Below are 23,992 nucleotides of genomic sequence, written 5' to 3'. Positions count from 1 at the left end.
GAACGTTGTACGTTCGACAGGAACGCACCTCATGCAAAGGAGCACAGGGCATGGCGACACGGCTCGGACTCGCACTTCCCCAGAACAAGCAGTACGACCTCGGCCGGGACGTGCCCGACGTGGCCCGCACCGCCGAGCAGATCGGCTACGAGAGCCTCTGGGTGTACGAGCGGCTGCTGGTGCCCGAGCCCGCCACGCAGGGCCTGTACGGCATCGAGGGCCTCCCCTGGCCGGACGGGTACCGGGGCGTCGCCGAGCCCCTGGTCACCCTCACGCTCGCCGCTGCCGCCACCGAGCGCGTCCGGCTGGGCACCAGCGTCCTGGTCGCCCCGCTGCACGTGCCGTTCCAGCTCGCCAAGGCCCTCGCCACGCTGGACGCGGCGAGCGGCGGCCGGGTGGCCGCGGGCCTGGGCACGGGCTGGTCGCTCGACGAGTACGCGGCCGCTTCCGTCCGCCCGTTCGAGGAGCGCGGCCAGGTCCTGGACGAGCTGATCGGGGTGTGCCGCGCGGTCTGGGGCCCGGACCCGGTGTCGTACGAGGGAAGCGTCACGACCATCAACCCGGCCGTCGTCGGCCCCAAGCCCGCGCGGCCGATCCCGATCCTGCTGGCCGCCGGCGCCGGGAAGGCGCAGCGCCGGCTTGTCGACCACGCCGACGGCTGGATGCCGATCGGCATGGGCGCAGAGGCACTCGCCGCCCAGTGGAAGGCGCTGCAGGAGCTGGCCGCCGAGCGCGGACGCACGGAACCGATCCAGACGGTCCTGCGCACCAACGCGCAGTACCTGGCCAAGGGTTACGACGGTGCGGACCGCCGGCCCTTCCAGGGCAGCGTCGACCAGATCGTCGAGGACCTGGCCGCGCACGCCGAGGTCGGCCTCGACGAGATCTTCATCGACCTCCAGTTCGGCACGCGCGACGCCCAGGAGCTGAAGGACGTCGCCGCCGAGGTGTACGAGAAGGCGCGCGCCGCCGGGATCTAGTCCTCGGGCAGCTCGACCGGCGCGATCTCGTCGTAGACGTCTCCGGGCCCGGGGTTGGACGGGTCGGTCGCGCCGCCGAGGTGGTGCATGACGCCCCAGACCGCGTTCAGCGCGGTCTGGACGGCACCCTCGGCCCAGCCCGCCGTCCACGAGATGTCGTCGCCGGCGAGGAAGACGCCCCGCTTGTCCTCGGGCAGCCGGTCCTGCATGAAGTGGGTGAACAGGCGCCGCTGGTAGCGGTAGTGGCCCGGCAGGTTGGCCTTGAACGCGCCCATGAAGTAGGGCTCGTTCTCCCAGGAGACGGTCACCGGGTTGCCGATGATGTGCTTCCGGATGTCGACCTTCGGATAGATCTCCGACAGCGACTTCAGCATGACCTCCATCCGCTCGTTCGCGGACAGCGGCAGCCACTTCAGGCTGTCGTCGCACCAGGTGTAGGACAGGCAGATGACCGCGGGCCTGTCAGGACCGTCGTCCAGGAGGTAGGTCCCGCGCGTCATGCGGTCGGTGAGCGTCATCGACATGACGTCCCGGCCCGTCTCCTCGTCCTTGTCCAGCCAGAACGGCCGGTCCACCGGCACGAACAGCTTCGACGACTCCATGTAGTGGGTCCGCTCCATCGCCGTCCAGTGGTCGATCGGGAAGAGCGAGTCGTCGCAGGCGATCTTCGACAGCAGCATCCAGGACTGCGCCGTGAAGACGGCCGCCTTGTACGTACGGATGTCACCCTCGGCGTCCGTCACCGTGATCCGGTTGCCGGCGGTGCGGTGCAGCCGGGTCACGGCCGGGCGGGGTTCGCGGTTCTCGTGCAGGCTCGCGAGCGAGGTCCCGTGGGCCCAGTGCACGATCTTCTCGGGCTCGCGCTCCCACAGCCGCAGCGGCAGCTGCTGGGAGCCGCCGACGATGCCCCGGTGATGGTCGTCGGCCTCGGTGTAGACGACGCGCAGGATCTCCAGGATGGAGTTGGGGAAGTCGGTGTCCCAGCCGCCCGTTCCGAAGCCGACCTGGCCGAAGATCTCGCGGTGCCGGAAGGACCTGAAGGCCTCGGAGTCGCAGAGGAATCCGTAGAAGGTCTGGTTGTCGAGCTTCTCGACGAGCCGGGACCAGATCTCGCGGATGCGCGGGACGTCGCGATCGCGCATGGCGCGGTTCATGTCGGAGAAGTCGGCGCCGTCTTCGAGGCACTTGTTCCAGGCGTCGGCGACGTCCCGGTAGACCTGCGGCAGGTCGTCGATCGTCTCGGCGTAGTGGGACTCGCCCTTGAGGTCGACGACAGTCGAAGGAGTCGCCTCCGCGAGGGGGTTGGGGAAGGGCCGGGTCTCGAGGCCCACCAGGTCGATGTAGTGCTGCAGCGCCGTGGAGGACGGCGGGAAGCGCATCGCGCCCATCTCCGCCGTGAGGGACGGGTCGCAGCCCTCGAAACCGACGGTGCGCAGTCGCCCTCCGATCCGGTCGGCCTCGTACACGACGGGCTTGAGACCCATCTTCATCAGCTCGTACGCGGCCACGATGCCCGACAGTCCGCCGCCGATGACCGCGACCTCGGTGCCGTGCTCGGTCGCCGGTATCTGGCCGAGACCCGCCGGGTGGGCGAGGAAGTCGTCGTACGCGTACGGGAAGTCCGGGCCGAACATGGTGATCGGCGGCTGCTGCTCGTCTGCGTGCTCGACGGCGTTGGGCACGGTGGACGTCATGGGGTACGAACTCCTTGCACGAAAAGAAACGGGGGGAGGCTTCAGACGAGGGACCCGTAGAGGCCGGGGCGGCGGTCCTGCAGATACGGGTTCGCCTCGCGGGAGGCGGCGAGGGCCACGGGGTCGGCGTCGGCGAGGACGAGCTCCTCGCCACGACCGGCGCGGGTACGGGCGACCCCGTCCGGCCCGGCGAGGGTGGAGAGGCCCACGAACTCGAACTCGCCCTCCTGCCCGACCCGGTTGACGTACGCCACGTACATCTGGTTCTCGAAGGCACGCACCGGGACCACCGACTCGGCGACGAACTGGAACGGGTGCATCTGCGCGGTCGGGACGACGAGGAGGTCCGTGCCGGCCAGGGCGTGGGCGCGGACGTTCTCCGGGAACTCGACGTCGTAGCAGATCATGATCCCGACCCGGAGACCCTCGAGCTCCGCCTGGACGACCGGCTGCTCACCCGGCGTGAAGTGGTCGCGCTCGAAGGAGCCGAAGAGGTGGGTCTTGCGGTAGTTGGCGAGCCGGGCGCCGTCGGCGGAGACGAGCTGCGCGGAGTTGTACACGACGCCGGCGGAACGCTCCGGGTAGCCGTACGCGACAGCAAGCCCGTGCCGGCCGGCGATCTCGGCGACCGCGTCCGCGGAGTCGCCGTCGGCGGGCTCGGCGAGGCGGGCGATGTCGTCGCCGATCGCGTACCCGGTCAGGAACATCTCCGGCGCGACGAGGAGCCCGGCGCCGGCAGCTCCGGCCCTGCCCGCGGCCTCGTCGAGAACCTTGAGGTTCTCGACGACCGAGCCGGGTCGGCCGGAGCTCTGGAGCAGGGCTGTGCGCATGGGTGTTCCTCACCGGGACGGAGGGGGTTGGGGGCCATGTAGACGGTACGGGCCGCTGACCAGGGCGGACAAGGAGGAGCCGTTGCGCGCCGATGAGCGGATCGTTGCGTCCGTGACCCGTCGGGCGGCGATTCGTTGCACGCCCTCGCCTGCCCCGGCGGCCGGTCGGCACAGTGCCTGTGGGACAGTCTTCAGCGGGGGACGGGTCCGACTCACGGAGGCCCTGATGGAGATCGCTGCGTTGCCCCGGATCGACGAGCACACGACGGTCGTCGCGGCTCGGGCCGCGGACGTCTGGCGCGGACTGGGCGAAACCCTCGTCCGGTCCTTCACCCGCCCCCGTTCGGCCCGTTACGCACGCCTCGTCGGCACCGCCGACCGCAAGGCGTCCGGGCCCAGCCCCCTGATCAAGGGCTCGACACTGCCCGGCTTCCATGTGGCCGACGCGGTGCCGGAACGAGAGCTGGTCCTCGTCGGAGGCCATCGCTTCTCGTCGTACGCGCTGATCTTCCGTCTGGACGAGGCGGGCCCGGGGCACATCCGGCTACGCGCCGAGACACGGGCCGCCTTCCCCGGCCCGTCCGGCGGCCTCTACCGGCGGCTGGTCATCGGCACGGGCGGGCACAGGATCCTCGTACGGCGGCTGCTGACGGCGGTCCGCCGCCGGTCCGAGCGGTAGGGCTCAGGTCCCGAGCGGCAGGGCTCAGGTCCCGAGCGGTAGGGCTCAGGTCCCGAGCGGTAGGGCTCAGGTCGGCGACCCCGACGAGAACCGTCGCAGCAGCGGGGACAGCACCAGCACGGACTTCGTCCGCTCCACGAACGGCTCCCCCGCGATGCGCTCCAGCACGCGCTCGAAGTGCCGCATGTCGGAGGCGAAGACCTGGACGATCGCGTCCGCGTCCCCGGTGACGGTGGACGCGGCCACGACCTCCTGATAGCGCTCCAGGCCCCGCTGAATGGTCTCCGGCGAGGTGTGGCGCCGGCAGTAGATCTCGACGAAGCCCTCGGTCTCCCAGCCGAGGGCCGCCGGGTCGACCCGTACGGTGAAGCCGGTGATGGCTCCGGTGGCGCGCAGCCGGTCCACGCGCCGCTTCACTGCGGGCGCGGACAGACCGACGAGCTGCCCGATGTCCGCGAAGGAGCGGCGGGCGTCCTCGGCGAGGGCGTGCACGATGCGTTCGTCGAGATCGTTCAGCACTGCGGGAGTTTCACTTCACTTCGGGCGTGGCGAGACGGGAGCGGCGGTAGCCGTACACGAAGTAGAACACGAGCCCGGCGGCCATCCAGACCCCGAAGACCACCCAGGTGACGGTGGACAGACTGCCCATCATCCAGACGCAGAAGGCGAAGCCGAGGGCCGGCAGGAGCGGCGACAGCGGGACGCGGAAGGTGCGGGACATGTCCGGGCGCGTGCGGCGCAGCACGACCACGGCCACGTTGACCAGCGCGAAGGCGAAGAGGGTGCCGATGCTGGTGGCGTCGGCGAGCTGGCCGAGCGGGATCGCGGCGGCCAGGACACCGCAGAACAGGGACACGATCAGTGTGTTGGCGCGGGGCGTGCCGGTCTTCGGGTGGACCTTGGCGAACACCTTCGGCACCAGTCCGTCTCGGGACATCGCGAAGAGGATGCGGGTCTGGCCGTACAGCACGGTCAGCACGACGCTCGCGATGGCGATGACCGCGCAGAAGGCCAGCAGCGTGCCCCAGAAGGTCTGTCCGGTGACCTCGCGCATGATCTGGGCGAGCGCGGCCTCCGAGTCGTTGAACCCCTGCCAGGGCTTGGCCCCGACGGCGACGGCCGCGACGAGGACGTACAGCGCCGTCACGATGACGAGCGACAGCATGATCGCGCGCGGCAGGTCGCGCTTCGCGTTCTTCGCCTCCTCGCCGGCCGTCGACGCCGCGTCGAAGCCGATGTACGAGAAGAAGAGCGTCGCGCCCGCCGCACTCACGCCCGCCATCCCCAGCGGCATGAAGTTCTCGTAGTTGCCGGAGCGGAAGCCCTGGATACCGATGGCGCAGAACAGCACCAGCGCGGCGATCTTCACGACCACCATGATCGTGTTGGCGCGGGCGGACTCACGGGCACCGCCCAGGAGGAACGCCATCGCCAGCAGTACGACGATCAGCGCGGGCAGGTTGAAGACACCGCCGTCGCCGGGCGGGGCCGACAGGGCGTCCGGGACGGTCACGCCGATCGTCCCGTCGAGCAGTTCGTTGAGGTACTCGCCCCAGCCCACGGCCACGGCGGCGACCGACACCCCGTACTCCAGGACCAGACACCAGCCGCACACCCAGGCGATCAGCTCGCCCATCGTTGCGTATGCGTACGAGTACGAGGACCCGGCGACGGGGATGGTGCCCGCGAGCTCGGCGTAGGAGAGCGCGGAGAAGAGGGCGGTGAGCCCGGCGATCACGAAGGACAGGGTCACGGCCGGACCCGCCTTGGGAACGGCTTCGCCGAGGACGACGAAGATGCCGGTGCCGAGGGTGGCACCGATGCTGATCATGGTCAGCTGCCAGAGCCCGAGGGACCTGCGCAGGGCCCCTCCCTCACCCTGGCCGCCCTCCGCCACCAGGCGTTCCACGGGCTTGCGACGCATGAGACGCCCACCGACGCCGGGGGTCGGTGGGGCGGACGGGGTGCGATTCTGCGGGGGTGCGCCTTGATCGAGCACGCGCTGACTCCTTCGTCGCTGCAGGACAGGCCGGCGGGGACCGGCGGCACCCCTGCGCCAGCAGGAGCCCACCGAGCGGGGTCCCCGCCACGCCACGTACAGCGCAGAACCCTATGAGCCGGGGCGTTGCCCCTGTAATGCAGCAACCTTGCGCATCTCCGCAAGATCGTTGCGTTCATCGCATCCGGGTGCGCATTCGTTGTGCCGCGCCCCACGGGGTGCGCGACCAGCCACGGCCGGCCGGCACATTGCTGAACCGCGCGCCAAGCGGAGCGCTCAGGTCCAGCTGGCGTGCAGCGGCTTGCCCTCCGCGTAGCCGGCGGCGCTCTGGATGCCGACGACCGCCTTCTCGGCGAACTCCTCGAGGGAGGCCGCGCCGGCGTAGGTGCAGGAGGAACGGACGCCCGCGACGACCGAGTCGATCAGGTCCTCGACGCCCGGACGGGCCGGGTCGAGGAACATGCGGGAGGTGGAGATGCCCTCCTCGAACAGCGCCTTGCGGGCGCGGTCGTACGCCGACTCGTCCGAGGTGCGGTTGCGCACGGCACGCGCGGACGCCATGCCGAACGACTCCTTGTAGAGGAGCCCGTTCGCGTCCTGCTGGAGGTCGCCCGGCGACTCGTAGGTGCCCGCGAACCAGGATCCGACCATCACGTTGGACGCACCGGCCGCGAGGGCCATGGCGACGTCGCGCGGGTGGCGGACACCGCCGTCGGCCCACACGTGCTTGCCGTACTTCTTCGCCTCGGCCGCGCACTCCAGGACGGCCGAGAACTGCGGCCGGCCCACACCGGTCATCATGCGGGTGGTGCACATCGCGCCCGGCCCGACGCCGACCTTGATGATGTCCGCACCCGCGTCGACCAGGTCCTTGACGCCCACGGCCGAGACGATGTTGCCGGCGACGATCGGCACCTGCGGGTCGAGGTCCCGCACCACCTTGATCGCGTTGATCATCGACTCCTGGTGGCCGTGCGCGGTGTCGATGACGAGGGTGTCGACGCCCGCGTCGAGCAGCTGCTTGGCCTTGCCCGCGACATCGCCGTTGATGCCGACGGCGGCGGCGGTGCGCAGCCTGCCCCGGGCGTCGGTGGCCGGCGTGTAGAGCGTGGCGCGCAGCGCGCCCTTGCGAGTGAGGATGCCGGCGAGCTTGCCGTCCGCGTCGACGGCGGGGGCGTAGCGCCGGTTGTGCGCGTCGAGGGTGTTGAAGGCCTCGCGCGGATCGATGTCCGCGTCCAGGAGCAGCAGGTCCCGGGACATGACGACCTCGAGCTGCGTGAAGCGGTCGACACCGGTGAGGTCCCGGTCGGTGACGACACCGACGGGCCGGTGCTCCTCGTCGACGACCACGCCCGCGTTGTGCGCGCGCTTCGGCAGGAGCGCCAGCGCGTCGGCGACGGTCTGGTGCGGGGCCAGCACGATCGGGGTGTCCAGGACCAGATGGCGGCTCTTCACCCAGGCGATGACCTCGGTGACCACGTCGATCGGGATGTCCTGCGGTATGACCACGAGGCCGCCACGCCGGGCGACCGTCTCCGCCATACGACGGCCCGCGATGGCGGTCATGTTGGCGACGACCAGCGGAATGGTGGTGCCCGTCCCGTCCGGGGAGGCGAGGTCCACGTCCTGCCGCGAACCGACCGCGCTGCGGCTCGGCACCATGAAGACGTCGTCGTACGTCAGGTCGTACGCGGGCTGGATGTCATTGAGGAAACGCACGTGCTGCACATCCCAGTCGATCAGAGGTGGCCCCAGGACAGGTCAGCCAGGGGGAAGAGCACGTACTTCATTGTCCCATGTCGGCCGTCATGCGATGCCCGGGCAGATCGTCCAGGCTGGTCAGAGGCCCCTTAGGAGGAACCTCCAAGAGCCAGCGCGACGGTGAGCGCCGGCGTCCGGTTCGCCGCCTCCGCGAACACCTCCTGCGCGATCTCCCACTCCCCCGGCTGCGCCTTCGCGTACGGCCGCCAGTTCCGCACGACGACCAGCAGACCCTCCACGACGGCGTCCTCCGGCCAGACGGTGTGGTCGGAGAGCGAATCGGCGAGCGCGTCCCAGTTGCGGCCGAACCAGCCGGGCAGTCGGAGAGCGCGTGCGCAGCGGTCCATCAGGCCCGCCTTGTCCGTCACCCCGTCGAGGTCGAGCGTGACCACGAACTGCGTCATCCAAGCCGTCCCTGAGTAGTGGTGGCCTGTGCGGGAGGGGCGGTCGCGACCGCCCCTCCCGGCTCTCCGGCGCTCCGTCAGGACCCGTCCGGATCGGCCCTGTTGAGCGCGGGCTTCGGCGTCGGCCCCGCGGTCATCAGGTAGTCCGCGGCGGACGTGTCCGTCACCAGGCTGGTCACCAGCCCCGACCGCAGCACCGCGTCGATCGCGGCCGCCTTGCGCTGACCACCCGCGATCGCGACGACCTCGGGGATACGGCGGAGCTGGTCGGCCTTGACCGTGATGCACCGCTCGCCCAGGTCCCGTCCCACCCTGCGGCCCTCGGTGTCGAAGAGGTGGGCGGACATCTCGGCCGCGACGCCGAGCGAGGCGTAGTGCCCGCGCTCCTCGTCGCTGAGCATGTCGTGCACCGTCGAGATGCCCGGCTCCCAGGAGCCGATGGAGACGCAGGCGACCGTGACCTTGTCGAAGTACTCGAAGGCCCGGGCGATCCCCGTCTGGTTGCGCAGCGCGGCAGCGGTGGCCGCGTCCGGCAGCAGCATCGGCGCGTAGATGGGGTGGGCGTCGCCACCCGACACCTGTGCGGCGCGCCGCACGGCCTCCACCGAGCCGCGTTCGGCGGTCCCTGCGTCGTACACACCCGTCAGCTGGACCACCGTGCACGGCGGGAGCCGGTCCAGGGCGGCCGCCATGTGGATGGTGGACCGGCCCCAGGCCAGGCCGAGCACATCGCCCTCGTTCACCAGCTCCCCGAGCAGGTCGGCGGCGACTTCGCCGAGGTTCTCGGGGTCCGGCGACTCCTCGACGTCGGCCGGGGACTCGACCACGACGGCGTGCCTCAGGCCGTACCGGGCGCGCAGCGCGTCCGAGCGCTCGGCGTCCAGCTCGGCCGGGACGCGGATCTCGATCCGTACGAGATCCCGTTCGAGAGCCGTCTCCAGGACCCGGGCCACCTTGAAGCGGCTGACGCCGAACTCCTCCGCGATCTGGATCTTGGACTTGCCCTCGAGGTAGAAGCGGCGGGCCATGGCCGCCGCCTGCACCAGCTCAGCGGGTCCCATCCGCACTGCTGACCGGCCCGCCGACATACCCGACACGGCGATCTCCTCACTGCTGTTCACACTCTGGACTCGCCGTTCATCCTTGCAGATCCGGCGCTCTTGATCAGCCCTGATGGGAGCCGTTCATGTTCCTGTGGTTCAGTGGTCGCACGCCCACGACGCCCTGGCCGTCGCCTCCTCAGCCTGTGTGCGCAATGCACGTACCGCTTCGGCCGGGTCGGATGCCCCGTACACCGCGGAGCCGGCGACGAAGACGTCCGCGCCGGCCTCCGCGCAGCGCTCGATGGTGGAGGCGGAGACTCCGCCGTCGACCTGGAGCCAGAGTTCGAGACCGTGCTTGCTGATCAACTCGCGAGTGCGCCGGATCTTCGGAAGCATGATGTCCAGGAACGCCTGGCCGCCGAAGCCCGGCTCGACCGTCATGATCAGCAGCATGTCGAGTTCGGGCAGCATGTCCTCGTACGGCTCGATGGGCGTCGCGGGCCTGAGCGCCATGGAGGCCCGGGCACCCTTCGCCCGGATCTCGCGGGCGAGTCGCACCGGCGCGGCGGCCGCCTCGACATGGAAGGTGACGGAGGAGGCACCCGCTTCCACGTACTGGGGCGCCCAGCGATCGGGGGCCTCGATCATCAGATGGCAGTCCAGCGGAGTGTCCGTCGCACGGGCCAGGGACTCTACGACCGGCACACCGAGCGTGAGGTTCGGGACGAAATGGTTGTCCATCACGTCGACGTGGAGCCAGTCGGCTCCCTCGACCGCCTTCGCCTCGTCCGCGAGGCGGGCGAAGTCGGCGGACAGGATGCTGGGGTTGATCTGCGCGGCCATGACCCAAGCCTGCCATGTCCGCGGACGGTTGTTCGCGCCGGTCCGGACCTGGGCCGTCCAGCCCATGTCGTCCGGCGGTGGCGCGTGCCATGCTGGGCGGCCCATCGGCACCACGTACGACCACGGGGGTCGCCATGAGGCATCTCGACACCGTGAAGCGCAGCACCATCCGGTTCGTGTGCGGACGGCGCTCCAAGTGGCTGATCGTGATTCTCTGGCTGGTCGTGCTGGTGATCGCGGCCCCGCTCGGGATGAAACTGAACGACGCCCAGGACAACGACGCCCAGTCCTGGCTGCCCGGCTCCGCCGAGTCCACCCAGGTTCTCGACATCTCCGAGGGCTTCAGGCCCGAGCAGATTCCCGGCGTGGTCGTCTACGCGCGCCCGAGCGGGCTGACCGCGCAGGACCAGCAGCAGATCGCCCAGGACGTACAGCAGGTCAAGACGCTGCGCGCGCACGGCATCCGCGGTGCGGAGACCCGGGGCCCCGTCTACGACCGGCAGCCCAACCCGCGGGCCGCCCAGATCTACGTGCCGATCACCATGGACGCGCAGGGCTGGCAGCGGATCGCCCCTGCGGTCGACTCGATCCGCGACCAGGTGGGCAAGGGCGGCGACGGACTCGCGGTCCACATCACGGGACCCGGCGGTACCTCCGCCGACTTCGCGAACGCCTTCGAGGGCATCGACTCGACCCTGCTGTTCTCCGCGATGACCGTCGTGATCGTGATGCTGCTGTTCACCTACCGCAGTCCGACACTGCTGTTCGTTCCACTGGTCGCGGTCGTGGCGGCCCTGTTCACCGCGCAGGCACTGATCTACCTGCTGGCCCGGCACGCGGGCCTGACCGTCAACGGTCAGAGCGCGGGCATCCTCACGGTGCTCGTGTTCGGTGCGGGCACGGACTACGCGCTGCTGCTGGTCGCCCGCTACCGGGAGGAACTGCGCCGTCACAAGAGCCGGCACGAGGCGATGGAGCGGGCCGTGAACCGGGCCGGCCCGGCGGTCATGGCCTCTGGCGCGACGGTCGTCCTGAGCATGCTGGTGCTGATGGTCGCCGAGATGAACTCGACGCGTGGCCTGGGCCCCGTGGCGGCCATCGGAGTGCTGATCGCACTCGTCGCGATGCTCACCCTGTTCCCCGCGCTGCTGCTGATCTTCGGTCGCTGGATCTTCTGGCCGGCCATTCCGCGCTACGGGTCCGCGGATCCGACCGAGCGCGGCATCTGGGCCCGCATGGGCCGCCGTTTCGCCCGCCGCCCACGCCTGACCTGGGCCACCACGGCGGGCGTGCTCGCCGTGCTGTCGCTCGGGCTGTTGCAGTTGAACGCGGCGGGCATCGCCAACGCGGACGCCTTCACCGGCAAACCGGACTCGATCGTCGGCCAGGAGGTGTCCGCGCGGTACTTCCCGGCGGGGAACGGCGATCCGCTCGTCATCGTGTCCAACAGCGCGCAGGCCGAGCGTGTGGGCCGCACGGTCGCCGCGGACCCCGGTGTCGTGGCGACGAGCATCGGGATACCGCCCGGAGCCGCACCCGAGCACAACGGACGGGTGCTGCTGGAGGCGACCATGCGGGCGCCCGCCGACAGCGGGGCGGCGAAGGACATCGTGAAGAGCGTGCGCGACGCGGTGCACGACGTACCCGGCGCCGACGCCCAGGTCGGCGGGGGCACGGCCGCCCTGCTGGACATGGACAACGCCCAGACCCACGACAACTACCTCGTCATCCCGCTGGTCCTGGCCGTGGTCCTGCTCGTGCTCTGCGCCCTGCTGCGGGCCCTGGTGGCCCCGCTGCTGCTGATCGGGACCGTGGTGCTCTCCCTGGCCACCGCGATGGGTCTGAGCGCCCTCGCCTTCCGGTACGTCTTCGACTACGCGGGCGAGGACGTGGCCTTCCCGCTGTTCGTCTTCGTGTTCCTGGTGGCGCTGGGCATCGACTACAACATCTTCCTGACCACCCGTATCCGCGAGGAGGCCATCCACCAGGGCACCCGACCCGGCGTGGTCACGGGCCTCGCCGCGACCGGCGCCGTGATCACCTCGGCCGGCCTGGTCCTGGCGGGCACGTTCGCCGCCCTCGGCACCCTCCCGATGGTGGGCTTCGCGGAGATCGGCTTCGCGGTCGCCCTCGGCGTCCTGCTGGACACGTTCATCGTCCGCTCCGTGCTGGTCACGTCCCTCTTCCTCGACGTGGGCAAGAAGGTGTGGTGGCCGCACCACCTGTCCCACCGGGACGGCGCGGACGGCCGGGGCGGCGTCGCGGAGCCGGGAGCGGCGATCAGGCAGTCCGCGGAATGAGCGGACTCCGACATCGTCCGCTTCTTGACATGCCGCCAGCTCGGTGGAACTGTATATTTACAGTGTAAACAGCGTAAGGGATTCGGCGTCCCGCGCCGGTCCCGGTGTTATCCGCCACGCGGACGCAGGTGAGTACGGATGAGCACTGCGGCAAGGTCGAACGGCAAGCACATCTTGGTGCTCTGCGAATTGGACGCCTATGCAAACCGCTTGAAACCCCTGGAGATTCAGCGGTTCCTGCAGGAGCGCGGGCATGACGTGCGATTGGTTGACACCTACACACTGAGTCTGGCCTCCGGTTCGCGAAGGCTCTTCGGCAAAAGGCTTCCCAGCCCCCGCCCGACGAAGCTTGCCCTGTACGCGACCGAAGTCGCTTCCGCAATGCTCATACGCCATTGGAGCCGTGGACGGCACGCCCTGCAGTATTACCTGCTGGTCGCGGACCTGCGTCTGCGACGTGCCATCCTGAAGTCGTCGCTTCCCCTGGATGATTTTGACCTGGTGATCTGCGAGTACCCACACAATGCGGAGGTGCTGGCCGACGCCGGATCCGCCCGTACTTTGTACGACTGCCCCGCTCCCTGGGCGGACGAGATGTACTTCGACGGCAGCCTCACCGAGCGGCAACACGGCAAACTGCGTCGCCGTGAGAGGGAACTCTTCGAGAACGTGGACCATTTGTCGTTCCATTGGGAGTCGTATGCCCGCTATGCCGTTGAGCAGTACGGGATCAGTGGCCGCAATCTGCTGGGTCTAGGCTTCGGCTGCAACCCCTCGACGCACCGCGCTCGATTCGGGAATCCACCACGAATCGTCTACATCGGCAACCTGAGCGCAGGATTCAACGACACTCCTCTTCTTGCGCGTCTCGCACAGTTGTATCCGCACATCGACGTCTATGGGGGACCGCCACCGGATCCGGAACTCGGACTGAATTACCTCGGGTACGCGCCGTCGCTCGACGTCCTGCGGCAGTACCAGATCGGGCTGGTCACCTGCACCCGGGACCCGCTGCGACGGGACGGCTTCTCGTCGAAGCAGGTGCAGTACATCGCTCACGGGCTTCCTGTGCTGGTGCCCGCATGGCGGCGTCATATGGACCTGCTACGCGGATCCGTCGCATACACGGAGCAGAACTTCCGCTCGGTGATCGACACGCTCAGTGAGGAGAAGAGGTGGCAGTCACTCAGTGACGAAGCGTATGCCCAGGCCCAGCGACTGACGTGGGACAACGTCCTCCGCCCGCTGGAGACCCTGCTGGCCGGCATACCGGCAACCCGAATGGCATGACGCTCTCCGTTCCCTTCCCGTGTAGGCGCTTATTCGGAATGACCTATTCCGCTATAGTGACCTGCACTTTTGCCGACCGTCTCACGCATTGGTCACGGATCCTGTCTCACGATCTTGACCAATGCGTGCTCCCCGGTCGGACTTGCCCTTCTTCACGGCGGTGTGAGGGTTAGGCCGGTACGTTGATCAACGTGGAGGCGCTACATGGACGTGCCCTCGTGCACGTCGATCGGAATGCAACGGTCACGAACCGGTTTGGCCGCGCTTCGCACATCACGCATTCGGTTGTCGACCAGGTAGCGCCCGAGCTCCCGCACGCCGCCCACGATGGGGTGCGGTCAGGCATCGATCGTGAAGGCTTCTTCGTAGATCCGTTCGGTTGGCACATCCTCGTACACCACTGTTGTGCGCAGCCGGTTCCACCGGTGGCCGAGCATCAGCGCCAGGCCCATGGGGCTGGCCTGGAAGAGGTGGATGCGCGGGGCGTTGCGGCTGGCGCGACGCACGGTATCCCGGATGCCGACAGCCAGGGCATTGGCCGTCGCGGAGTTCGGAATGGAGTTGTCCTTGGCGCCGGTCGGCGGCCGGAGCACTAGGAGTTGGGATATCGGGAGGCCCTGGTCTCGCACAAAGTCCAGTACGTCATCGGTGAGGTCGGTAGCCACGGCGATGGCCACGGCCAGATCTGAGCCCTGGCCGATCCTGTACTCGGATTGTGCGGGTGTGAGCACGGCGTCGTACGGGTCGGCGGAGGACCACCGTTCGCCGCGTTGCATGACAGCGAGGTCCGCGCCGGTCACCATCCGGAAGGCGCTGCCAGTGAGGAAGGCAGGAGCCAGCCGAAGGCTCCCCGTGACCGCCACGGCAGCCGTTCCCGGCGGGATCCTGTGGGGCGCCGCTTCAATATCCGCCTGGAGCTGACCCCAGGTCGCGGGGGCGTGGGGGCGGCGCTTGACGTAGGCGGACGCACCGTCGAAGCGGTCGACCCAATCGAGAGCGTAGTCGGCGTCTCCTGCCACGGGGTCGGGCTTGAGGGTGGCGATGGAGACCACGGCGCGGGTGGGTCCGGCCCTTAGCTGCAGTGAGTCGATGGCTTCGGTGATGGCGGCCAGGGTCAGTGTCCTCCGACCATCTCGTACCTGGCGGGCCACCCAATCGGCCCCGATATGAATCGCCGCATCATCCGGGCGCAAACCCGTGGCGAGCATGAGCGACTGAACGTGTTCGTGCAGATGGGTCGGGTCACGGGCAAGGTCGAAGCGGAGCACCTCAAGCAGGTCGCGCAGGGCAGCCTCGGTCAAGTCGGCACCCACAGCCCATCGTCGTCGGGCAGTGCCTTTTGCTGATCTGGGGCCTTGTTGACCAGCTTTGGGCATCAGCAACTGGGTGCGGGAATCACGGAGTGAGACCAGCGGGTCGCCGGGGTCGGGGGCCCGATTACTGATCAGGGCCAAGTCCACCGGAGTGCCGTCGGCGGTGAGCTGGCGCCAGGTGCGGGCGATCTTCTTCAGGATCGACGGACCGCCAGAGTCGCTGGGCTTGAGCAAGTACTCCTCGTTGACGGGGCTGCTGCTGTCGACGGCGTACTTCACCTGGGCGTAGGAATGCGGAGGGGTGACGCGGTGCAGGACGACGTCGTCTAGGTTGCCGGCGTCGTCGACTTCTACGCCGACCGCGACGACCGGATTGGGTGTGTGGATGGCGGCGTCGCGGACGGCGGTCACGCACCCTTGCCACGCGAGCTGCCACTGATACAGGTCGCCTGCGATCCGTGCGCCACTTGCGCTGGGCGGGGGCAGGGAGGTCATCAGGGCGTTTCCGTGAAGACGGGGCTGGGGGCGAGTTCGTTGGCGACAGTGAGGAGGTGTTCGTCGCGGAGGGGCCCTTCGGGAAAAGCCTGCAGGATCGCCGCCGGGATCAGGCGCTGAGTGAGGTCGGAGAAGGTATAGCCGGGATGGCCTGCGTCCGGACCGGTGAGCTGGACGAGTTTGTCGAAGGTGTCCGGGCGAACGGTGATGCCGTGCAGGGCCCGGGTGAGTGCGGCACGGCGCTGCTGGTCGTCGGGGCGGACGAACGTGAAGGTCGCCGCAGCGCGGCGCATGAGGGCGGGGTCGAGTGCGCCGACACGGTTGGTGCACAGTACGACCAGGACAGGAAGTCGGGCGCCGGCAAGGCTGTCCACCCCGGCGAGGAAGGCATCCACCCCTGCGCGGTCCTCGTGGTGCATCTGCTGTGCCTCGCGGGACTGGACGAGGGCATCGGCTTCGTCGACGACCATGACAAGAACAGAGTTGACGCCACGGGAGTCGCGTGCCCGGCGACCCTGCTCGTGTACATGCGAGAAGGCCTCGCCGATCAGTGCGGTCATCTCGCCGACGAGGCCGCTCCCTCGCGTGGCGAGCTTGAGCCGGTACAAGTAGACCGGCAGCTCGAGCTGTTCAGCCAGGTCGCATCCGAACGACTCGGCAAGGGCGGACTTCCCCGAACCGACATCCCCGGCGAAGACGAACAGCGGTGCGCGGTCGGCAAACAGTTGGAGCACCGCGGGGTCTGTCCCCGGGTGGTGTTGGCGTGCCCACGCGTGCAGGCGATCGGTGTCGACCAGGAGGACGGCCTCCTTGCGTAGTTGGCGCTTCATTGCGTCCAGGCCGATAAGGCGGTCGTAGCGTGCCTGCCGGGTGGGTTCGGGCAGTTCGATCACGGGGTGAAACAGGTCGTCCTGGCTACTCACGGGGTCGTCCTCGGTGCTGGTGTCGGAGGGGGTCACAGGGCCTGATAGACGTCTCGGTCGACGCCAGTACCGTTGCGGGCATAGCCGCGGCCGCTCTGGGTGGTTCCGGCGTTCGCGGACGGAGCATCGGCGCCCGTCCGTTTCACTGGCAGAGCTTCCTTGACTCGGTCTCGTTCCGCTGTCCCGAGAAGTTGGAACGCCGTGCTGTAGGTCAGATAGCTGTAGAAGTCGAGTCCGGCGATGTCGACGCTGCGCGGCAGGCTTCCCGGCCGGTTGTCCACGAGGTGGCCACCAACCGTCACTCGGTAGCGGAGGCGCAGCTTCCAGGCATTGCTGCCGGAGTCGCGGAAACCGAAGTCAACGGTGTTGAGGTAGCCGTCCTTCAGGAGCAGGGCGACTTCCTCGACGTAGTTGTCGATGGTGGTGAGCGCCGGTTTGCCGTAGAGGCTGTTCAGCTGGCGGAGGTCGGCACCAACCTTCGCCCCGATGTAGCGCGCGTCGGTGAGGGTGAAGGTGGCAGAGCGGGCGTATGAGGCGGTCACGGTCTCATGCCCCTTCGAAGGACGGACCGAACAGCGTTCGCCACGCATCGTTGGCGTCGCCCTTCGTCGGTGCGGTCGCCGCCCAGGAGATCTCGTCCAGGGAGGCGGCGGCCTGGTCGACAAGGCGCTGACGGTCGTACTCGGTGTAGCTGGAAGCGACGTTATTGCCGGGGTTGACCGGGTCCCAGACCTGGATGGCGTCGCAGGAGGCCGCCACCTCGGCGGGGTCGTAGAAGTCGCCGAAGACGATCGGGGACTTCAGACCGGTACGGACGATGTAGGCCAGGACCTGCTCCATCGCGCGCGGGTAGTCGTCGGCCTCCAGATCCTGACCGTTCCAGCCGTTGTCCCACAGGTGCGCAACGATGAGTTCGAGCAGGAAGCTCTTGCAGCGCAGGTCGGGGTCATGGCGCTTGCTCTCGCGGATCCAAGCCTTGAGCAACCGGATGAGCTCCGCGTAGCCGCGGCCGGCCTTCTTCTTTCGGGTCCGGATGAACTCGAGGTGCTGCGTGACAGAGGTCAGCACCCGCTCCCCCTGCCGAGTGATCAGGTAGCCCTTGTCATCGGACTCCCCCGTGTACAACACCGGTGCGACATCGATCTTGAGGCCGGAGCCGCGGAGGGTGATCCCAACGGCATGCTGGGAGATGACGAAATCGTCCGCGACCTTCGTCTTCCCGTACACCTCGATGCAGCGGTCCTTCAGCCACTCCAGCAGGTCGGCCTCGGGGGTGTCGGGGTCACAGGAGCGGACGTAGGCCGCAACGTCGGCATCGGAGCCCTCACCCTTGCGGCGCTTGATCGCGGTGTGCTTCGCGGTGCTGCCCGACGCCCGGAGTTTGACCAGGTCGTAGGCCGGGTGGTCCCCGATGTAGGACTCCAAGCGCTCCCTCAGAAAGTTGACCTGTCTCCTGCGCTCTTTGGCCTCCTCCTGCGGCACGTTCACCTTGTCCTCGGCGTGGTTCGCCAGGACCTCGTGATCAACGTGAGTCTCCCAAACCATCGGGTCCCGCCTTCCTCTGCGGGACCATCCCGCAGCAAGCGACTACACAAAGTTACGTGAACCTATTTGGTGCATGAGATCAAATCACTCGCCGAGAGAGTAGCATGCACAGATCCGGTAAAGACAACTTGTTCCAGAGGTGACGGTTGAAGATCCTCTTCGGCGATGGCGAGCTGGCCCGGATCTGCAACGACGACGACGTCAGGCTCAGCCGCTACGGCCCGGCACTGGCTTCCGCGATCCGCCGACGGCTTGGCGAGATAGCCGCTGCGGCACACCTGGCCGAGCTCCGCCGCCTGCCTGCCGCCCGGCTCCGTCACCATCCGACCCGCGGCGACGGATACCTGTTGATCTCCCTGGGGCCGGCCGCCGATCTCCTCGCACGGCCGCGCGACGCCCCGGCGCTCGCGTATCCCCACGGACGGCTCGACGAGCAGGCCGTCCGCGCCCTCGTCGTAACCGCGATTGTCCTGTGATCCGCCGACTAGCCGCCCGCACGGCCCCTTCCTCACCAGGAGAGAGGCACACTCCGATGACCCTCGACGCCCCCGACCCTCTCGAGTACTCCCCGCAGACCGTGACGCACCCCGGGGAAACCCTTAAGGAGACCCTGGAGGAACTCGCCATTTCCCAGGCTGATCTCGCCCGTCGCACCGGTCTCTCAACAAAGCACGTCAATCAGATCGCGCAGGGCATCGCGTCCCTTAGCCCGGAAACCGCGCTTCTCCTTGAGCGGGCTACCGGAGTCCCGGCCACCGTATGGAACACCCTGGAAGCCAGTTGGCGCACCCAATTGGCCAGAAAAGAGGAGCAGAGCTCCCTAGCCGACCAGATTGAATGGCTCGACAGATTTCCACTGGCCGACTTGGTAGCCCGCAACGTCTTGCCCGACCGAAGTAGAACCGTCACCAATCTCCAGCGACTGCTCGATTTTTTCGGCGTCGCCAGCCCTGCGGTCGCCGAAGAGCTATGGAGCGGCTACAGCACAGCATTTCGCCGATCCTTCACAACGACCCCCAACGAATATGCTACTTACGCCTGGCTCCGGCTGGCCGTTATCGAAGCTCGGCGCCGCCGGTGCAAGCCCTTCCGGCGAGAGACACTTCAGGAAATCCTACCGAGCCTCCGCGCCCTGAGTATGCAGGACCCTGATAGCTGGCTCACAGAGTTGCCTAAGCTTTGCTCGGAGGCTGGGGTAGCAGTTGTCTTCTCCCCGGCGTTCAAAAACACCAACCTATCCGGCGCGACCCGATGGCTCAGCCCGGACAAAGTATTGATCGCACTCACAGACCGATACAAGAAAGACGATCGCTTCTGGTTCACCGTATTCCACGAGGTTGGTCACGTCCTGCTGCACGGAAAGCGACTTACCTTCCTCGACGAAGACCCCTTCAAAGGAACAGGTCCGGCAGAAGAAGAAGCAAATACTTTCGCGGCCCAGACCCTGATTCCCCCGGAACATGAGTCGGCCTACGAAGCACTCCTTCGACAGCCTAAACCTTTCGCCCATATCACTAGGTTTGCAGAAAGGGTCGGTGTCGCGCCGGGCATCATCGTGGGCCGCCTTCAACACGACAAAGCACTGGATTGGAAAGAGGGAAACAAACTTAAGCGCGACTTCGACCTCGGATCCCTACCCCCTATGCAATAGAACGGCCTCACTGCAATAGTGTCGCGAGAATGCCGCTATCGAGACGGCCCCTAGTCGCCTGCCCTCAGGTAAGCCTGCACATAAAATTCCCGGTGCGCAACAATGGAAATGAATCTTATTTGCCGACGTCTCAACTGTCCCGAGTTTCTCCCGCAGGGCGGCGACTCATCAAACTTTGCAGCGCCCGCACTTTCACCGACCGGCGCATCCCAATCCCATCTTTTGGATCGCATCCAGGACTTCAATTCCGAGTGGCGTTAATTGCATAGGCTGGCTCTGTTGTGTTCGCACATAAAGAGGTCCCCCTAGGTCTCGTTCGAGTTGCCTGATCTGTCTCGATATCACGCTTCTGAAGATCCCAAGGGCCTTGGCTGCCTCCGAAAGGGAATCATATGGAACTGCGGCGGCAAATCGCGCGAGCCGCTCCCATCCATAAATTCCAGTAAGCGCTTGTCTCAACACCTCGGGGGCATCGTCCGCAAGAGACTTGGCGCCAGGTGTACCCGCCCTACTTATACCTCCTCGAGACCGTGGAGTAATGTGAAGAGGTCGAGCCTGTCTGCTCTGCACTGACGGCCTCATGCCTGACTCGCTGGCCAATTCTGCAAGCGTGCGTTCTTGAATAACAAATTGTTTGCGGAGCCATTCTCCAGCGACGGGCGGGCACTTTCGCCCGCTCCCGGGTGGGCGGCGGGGTAGCCCGTATTCACGGGCGATCCTACGGAGCATGGAACCGCTGGTATTGAATTTACGGGCGATTTCGGACTCCGAGTAACGCTGATATAGGTGCGCCAGTTCCGAAGGTGGGAGTCGGCGCTTGAGGTCTTCCCTCACTGCGCCAGCAATCCGGGCTTGCCATTGACTCTGCGGGGCGGGTTCTCGCTCGAGGACATGGCAGATGACATGGGTTGAAGTTGACAATCGAGCTGCCACTTGTTTTGGAGTCAGGTTTTCTCTTCGCATCAGGTCATGCACAACATGCGCCTCGACTCTTGACGGATCGAATCCAGGTAGCGTGAGGTCGTCCAACATTTCGACCGGCGGTTGCCATTCGATTGGTTCGCGGATTCCGCGACGATCCAGAAACTCTATACCAACTCTTTCAAGTTCCACAGCAAATCCTGGAGTGAGGGTTGCCGGAAATGTTTTGAGTAGGCTTCGCATGGAGCTGGTAGTCGCCGCAAAGGGCTCGGGCCCAAGCTCGGCAGGAATCCCGCTAATGCGCTCGAAGAGGTAGCAGCGAGTGAGGCGGTGTCGAGGTCCTCGGCCTGGGGACGCTACTGATCTTCGACAGAATTCATCCCACTCCCGCTCCGGCAGGAGTTGCGAGTAGTCAAGCAGACGGCGGCGGCGATAATCGATGGGAGGTGGTTTTCTGTCCAGAAATTCAGCAAGCCGGATAAGTGCTATCTGAACGTCTCTCCAGTGTGGCCCATCTTCCAATTGCTGAAGAATCCGAGAACTGTTGGTACTGTCGGTGACTTCTCCGAGCAGCTTCATAGCCCGGTCGTGAGTGAGGCTACTGCCGACCTGCAAGACAAGACATGGAAGTGCGGTTCTTAAGGTTTGAAGGTAAACACCCCTCCGAGGAAGAATCCTCAGCGCCCAGCTAGCCCAGAACATGGCTGGAATACGTGCAGACCGCTCGATCGACAGACTGGCAGGCGCGGGAGTGGCGGGCAACGGCGAGCCGGTTCGGTAACGTAGTCTGCTGATGGACACCATCGTTGGCTCGAGAGCGGAGAACAGAATCCCTCGCAGCACCTCGCTGATTCCACGCCCCCAATCAGAGATGATCGTAGTCGGCGCGAGGGCCGGAGCCTGCATGGCAGGGGCGGGGATCTGAATGAGCCAGCGAAGAGCCTCGCCTGCCGCCCGAACATCGGATTGCAGCAGGATCTGAATTGCCGCGGTGAGACTGGCTGCGACAGTGGTTGCTTGAGTTGGGGCCACAGACCCTTCACGTCGAAGATCATGCGTGTGCGAGTTTCGCCCTGGTGACTGGGCAAGCCCCTCTTCATACATCTCAAGTAGGTCATGAGGAAGAAGCGGCACGAGATGCTGTCGAGTAGCCCTGCTGATGATCCGTGCAGCCACGGACTTGATATCAACGAGCGCCGTGCGGGCATCTTGAGGGTAGTCGGCATAGACACCGAAGGCCGCCACGCCTTCCTCGATCACCTGCATGAGAATCCGCTGGATTGAGAGTGCCGGGTGCCCTGTTGGGAGCTGTGCCGTATGAGCTGTAGACAGTGGGTGACCACAGCGCGCCGCCGAACGCCCGTAGGCAGCAGCAGTGCGTGGGTTCATGCATCGCCCCAGTCGGGATACCTGGCCTCCAGGATCGGGTTGAAGACGCTGTAGGCGTCCGCAGTCTGGGCAGTGATCGGCCAGCATTCTTTGGTGATCCAGACATGCGAAGGACCATCCGAGGCGCCAGGACAGGAGCCACCGCCCCTCGTTGGCGGCAAGGCAATCCGGGCAGTAGCGGGAGCCTCTGCCCCGTCCCCAGAGATGTCGCCCATTGACCCGTCGAATGTCATGGTCGATGAGCAAGGCTCGTTGGTCGTAGTAGGCCAGTGTCATGCGGTGCAAGGTCTCTGGATCTGTTCCAGTAGCAGCTGAGATGCCAGCGGCCTCGTCGGCGCGAAGCGCAATCATCCAGTCGTGAGGCTTCTGCGGAAAACGCCGGCGAGCAAGACCGAGATGAGGCAAAAGATCGTTCAACGGAGCCGTCAGACGGGTACTCAGTACCTCCAGCCAGGAGTCCAGCGCTTCGCCGGGTAGCGGAGCAACCCGCAGTGGCAGGGTCCGGGCCGACGTCATGGGACAGAGTTCTTGCCTGTACTCGCCTTGCCAGGCCTGTCCCTTGAGGTACTGCTGCTCACCTCGCGATGCTTGAACTTGGCTTGCAAAACCTTCCTGGATTGCTCCGATGCAGCGTCAATCTTCACTTCCTCAAGAAGGTTTTTGTTGAGCAGCTCGGCACCAGTGCGTGCAGCCCGTTGGCATCCTCGGTTGATCAGCGTCATGAGCGATCCGATGCATCCGGCGCTACGGAGGTATAGGTAGTCGGAGAGTTCATCGGTGAGCATGCCGGGAAACATCTGGCTCAGCACGATCTGCTTTTCCAGAGCCAACAATAGGTGCCGCCACTGTCGGCGGTGTTCGTTGTTGTCGATGTCGAACGGGGCCATGGTCAGCGGAGTCAACTTGCTTCCGGTATGCGCCAGAGCGATGTCACCACTCTCGTCGTTGCGAGAGTAGATACCGCGCTTCTTCAACTCGACACCGATGAAGATCACTGTGACTGGGAACTGGTTCACAATGCCATTGATGTGATCGCTTATCTCTTGGTCATTCCCGTTCATCGCTTTAAGGAAGTGAAGGTCGTCGATGATTAGAATCTTGGTTTCACACGCCAGGACGCAGTCCAAGGCCCGCTGGGCGAAGAGAGCAGACGTGCCACTGGCACGTCCGGGGTGGGCGTAGAACTCCAGCATGGCTCTGTTGAAGTCCTTCATACCGACGTTGCTCGTCAGTCCGATGCGGCAGACAGGCCACCGCTCGTGGCCCAAGTCTGTGAAAGCGCCCGCCCGCTGAATCTCTCGGCGGTGGTATGCGAGAGCGAAGTTCAACACTGCGGTGGTCTTGCCGAGTCCCGGTAGCGCATCAACGGCGACTGCGCCCCTCGTTTTGCCACCGTCCTGAACGTTGCTGTCCACGATGTCCCACAGGACTTCGTGTAGAGCTTCAAGCTGGGGTGTCCTGATCGGACCGAGGTTGGCGTGCCACAAGCTGCGCCGTTTCTCGTAAGCCAACCGTGCTGCGCCTCCCAACGCAGCCAGCTGCTTGACGGTCAGCAGATCGGGCTTAGGACGCGCGGGCCCTTCGGCGAGAATACGGAAACCCTCCTTGCGGGAGAGCGTCAGGTTGTCCAGTTTAGGATGTTCGTCACGGACTGAATCCAGCTCCCGGGCAGAACTCATGCGCCCCTCAAATCTTCGACATAGTAGTCGTTAGGCGAGGGAATACGCCGTCCGCTCCCGCGCCCACCCGGGGGTCTTCCGTCCTCAGCGAAGTGTGCGCGCCGCCGAATGGCACCTTACTCGCCAGATTAGCTGCCACCAGCGTCCCACGGCGATGTGCTTGCGGCATGAAAGTCCGATGCCTGTCACCACATTGAGTGAGCAATCAGACGTTCGTTCGCTTCATGCCCCATCGGCCAGTATTCCCGGCCCC

General features: G+C 66.5%; 21 protein-coding genes and 1 pseudogene. 7 read left to right on the top strand and 15 right to left on the bottom strand.

The window, feature by feature from the left end; translation table 11 throughout:
* Positions 1-50 precede the first annotated feature (50 nt).
* Entirely contained in the window at positions 51-980 is a 930-nt protein-coding gene (locus ABZO29_RS37250) for an LLM class F420-dependent oxidoreductase (protein ID WP_367324597.1), read from the top strand.
* Here ABZO29_RS37250 and ABZO29_RS37245 read toward each other — a convergent pair.
* The gene (locus ABZO29_RS37245; protein ID WP_367324596.1) at positions 977-2,674 is read right to left on the bottom strand and encodes a flavin monoamine oxidase family protein; all 1,698 of its coding nucleotides are present in this window, start codon (positions 2,672-2,674) and stop codon (positions 977-979) included. The genes ABZO29_RS37250 and ABZO29_RS37245 overlap by 4 nt on opposite strands.
* A gap of 41 nt (positions 2,675-2,715) precedes the next feature.
* On the bottom strand, positions 2,716-3,504 hold the full coding sequence (locus tag ABZO29_RS37240) for a carbon-nitrogen hydrolase family protein (RefSeq protein WP_367324595.1): 789 nt from the start codon (positions 3,502-3,504) through the stop codon (positions 2,716-2,718).
* Between the two features lie 226 nt (positions 3,505-3,730).
* Here ABZO29_RS37240 and ABZO29_RS37235 point away from each other — a divergent pair, with 226 nt between their 5' ends.
* Positions 3,731-4,183, top strand: coding sequence for a hypothetical protein (locus ABZO29_RS37235; protein ID WP_367324594.1), 453 nt, complete (start codon positions 3,731-3,733; stop codon positions 4,181-4,183).
* A gap of 66 nt (positions 4,184-4,249) precedes the next feature.
* On the opposite strand, the gene ABZO29_RS37230 is transcribed toward ABZO29_RS37235, so the two are convergent.
* The 6 genes from ABZO29_RS37230 to rpe all read right to left on the bottom strand — a co-directional run bounded on the left by ABZO29_RS37230 (position 4,250) and on the right by rpe (position 10,233).
* Positions 4,250-4,702, bottom strand: coding sequence for an Lrp/AsnC family transcriptional regulator (locus tag ABZO29_RS37230; RefSeq protein ID WP_367324593.1), 453 nt, complete (start codon positions 4,700-4,702; stop codon positions 4,250-4,252).
* 10 nt (positions 4,703-4,712) lie between these two features.
* Positions 4,713-6,182, bottom strand: coding sequence for an amino acid permease (locus tag ABZO29_RS37225; RefSeq protein WP_367324592.1), 1,470 nt, complete (start codon positions 6,180-6,182; stop codon positions 4,713-4,715).
* Positions 6,183-6,458: 276 nt separating this feature from the next.
* A complete protein-coding gene (locus tag ABZO29_RS37220; protein WP_367324591.1) occupies positions 6,459-7,901 on the bottom strand; it encodes a GuaB1 family IMP dehydrogenase-related protein in 1,443 nt (480 codons plus the stop codon).
* Positions 7,902-8,032: 131 nt separating this feature from the next.
* Complete coding sequence (locus ABZO29_RS37215; protein WP_367324590.1) at positions 8,033-8,347, bottom strand: barstar family protein; 315 nt, start codon at positions 8,345-8,347, stop codon at positions 8,033-8,035.
* A gap of 77 nt (positions 8,348-8,424) precedes the next feature.
* Positions 8,425-9,468 (bottom strand): sugar-binding transcriptional regulator, encoded by a 1,044-nt coding sequence (locus ABZO29_RS37210; protein ID WP_367324589.1) that lies wholly within the window; start codon positions 9,466-9,468, stop codon positions 8,425-8,427.
* Between the two features lie 78 nt (positions 9,469-9,546).
* On the bottom strand, positions 9,547-10,233 hold the full coding sequence (gene rpe, locus ABZO29_RS37205; RefSeq protein ID WP_367324588.1) for a ribulose-phosphate 3-epimerase: 687 nt from the start codon (positions 10,231-10,233) through the stop codon (positions 9,547-9,549).
* Between the two features lie 134 nt (positions 10,234-10,367).
* Here rpe and ABZO29_RS37200 point away from each other — a divergent pair, with 134 nt between their 5' ends.
* Positions 10,368-12,533, top strand: a complete 2,166-nt coding sequence (locus tag ABZO29_RS37200; RefSeq protein WP_367324587.1) for an MMPL family transporter — start codon at positions 10,368-10,370, stop codon at positions 12,531-12,533.
* A gap of 138 nt (positions 12,534-12,671) precedes the next feature.
* A complete protein-coding gene (locus ABZO29_RS37195) occupies positions 12,672-13,823 on the top strand; it encodes a hypothetical protein (protein WP_367324586.1) in 1,152 nt (383 codons plus the stop codon).
* A gap of 338 nt (positions 13,824-14,161) precedes the next feature.
* Here the strand turns inward: ABZO29_RS37195 and ABZO29_RS37190 are convergent, their stop codons facing one another.
* The 4 genes from ABZO29_RS37190 to ABZO29_RS37175 are packed head-to-tail and all read right to left on the bottom strand — an operon-like array spanning position 14,162 to position 18,099.
* The gene (locus tag ABZO29_RS37190) at positions 14,162-15,631 is read right to left on the bottom strand and encodes an SAVED domain-containing protein (protein WP_367324585.1); all 1,470 of its coding nucleotides are present in this window, start codon (positions 15,629-15,631) and stop codon (positions 14,162-14,164) included.
* On the bottom strand, positions 15,631-16,554 hold the full coding sequence (locus ABZO29_RS37185; protein WP_367324584.1) for an AAA family ATPase: 924 nt from the start codon (positions 16,552-16,554) through the stop codon (positions 15,631-15,633). Before ABZO29_RS37185 ends, ABZO29_RS37190 begins: the two co-directional genes overlap by 1 nt.
* Before the next feature lie 32 nt (positions 16,555-16,586).
* Positions 16,587-17,096: a hypothetical protein gene (locus ABZO29_RS37180; RefSeq protein ID WP_367324583.1), complete on the bottom strand. Its 510-nt coding sequence runs from the start codon at positions 17,094-17,096 to the stop codon at positions 16,587-16,589.
* 4 nt (positions 17,097-17,100) lie between these two features.
* Positions 17,101-18,099, bottom strand: a complete 999-nt coding sequence (locus ABZO29_RS37175; RefSeq protein ID WP_367324582.1) for a CBASS oligonucleotide cyclase — start codon at positions 18,097-18,099, stop codon at positions 17,101-17,103.
* A gap of 146 nt (positions 18,100-18,245) precedes the next feature.
* Between ABZO29_RS37175 and ABZO29_RS37170 the strand changes: the two genes are divergently transcribed.
* Positions 18,246-18,575, top strand: coding sequence for a hypothetical protein (locus ABZO29_RS37170; protein WP_367324581.1), 330 nt, complete (start codon positions 18,246-18,248; stop codon positions 18,573-18,575).
* A 56-nt stretch (positions 18,576-18,631) separates the two neighbouring features.
* Positions 18,632-19,750 (top strand): HigA family addiction module antitoxin, encoded by a 1,119-nt coding sequence (locus ABZO29_RS37165; protein ID WP_367324580.1) that lies wholly within the window; start codon positions 18,632-18,634, stop codon positions 19,748-19,750.
* 192 nt (positions 19,751-19,942) lie between these two features.
* Here ABZO29_RS37165 and ABZO29_RS37160 read toward each other — a convergent pair whose 3' ends face one another.
* Positions 19,943-20,332: a LysR family transcriptional regulator gene (locus ABZO29_RS37160; RefSeq protein ID WP_367326343.1), complete on the bottom strand. Its 390-nt coding sequence runs from the start codon at positions 20,330-20,332 to the stop codon at positions 19,943-19,945.
* A 1,455-nt stretch (positions 20,333-21,787) separates the two neighbouring features.
* Here ABZO29_RS37160 and ABZO29_RS37155 point away from each other — a divergent pair.
* Positions 21,788-21,955 (top strand): hypothetical protein, encoded by a 168-nt coding sequence (locus ABZO29_RS37155; protein WP_367326443.1) that lies wholly within the window; start codon positions 21,788-21,790, stop codon positions 21,953-21,955.
* Between the two features lie 198 nt (positions 21,956-22,153).
* Here the strand turns inward: ABZO29_RS37155 and ABZO29_RS37150 are convergent.
* Together ABZO29_RS37150 and ABZO29_RS37145 are read right to left on the bottom strand one after the other, a co-directional pair.
* A pseudogene (locus ABZO29_RS37150) lies at positions 22,154-22,576 on the bottom strand (TniQ family protein); the annotation flags it as partial.
* Positions 22,573-23,739 (bottom strand): AAA family ATPase, encoded by a 1,167-nt coding sequence (locus ABZO29_RS37145; protein WP_367324579.1) that lies wholly within the window; start codon positions 23,737-23,739, stop codon positions 22,573-22,575. The pseudogene ABZO29_RS37150 and the gene ABZO29_RS37145, both read right to left, overlap by 4 nt.
* Between the last annotated feature and the right edge of the window lie 253 nt (positions 23,740-23,992).

The organism is Streptomyces sp. HUAS ZL42 (genome assembly GCF_040782645.1).
Taxonomy (GTDB): domain Bacteria; phylum Actinomycetota; class Actinomycetes; order Streptomycetales; family Streptomycetaceae; genus Streptomyces.
This window is presented reverse-complemented; position numbering and strand designations above follow the sequence as displayed.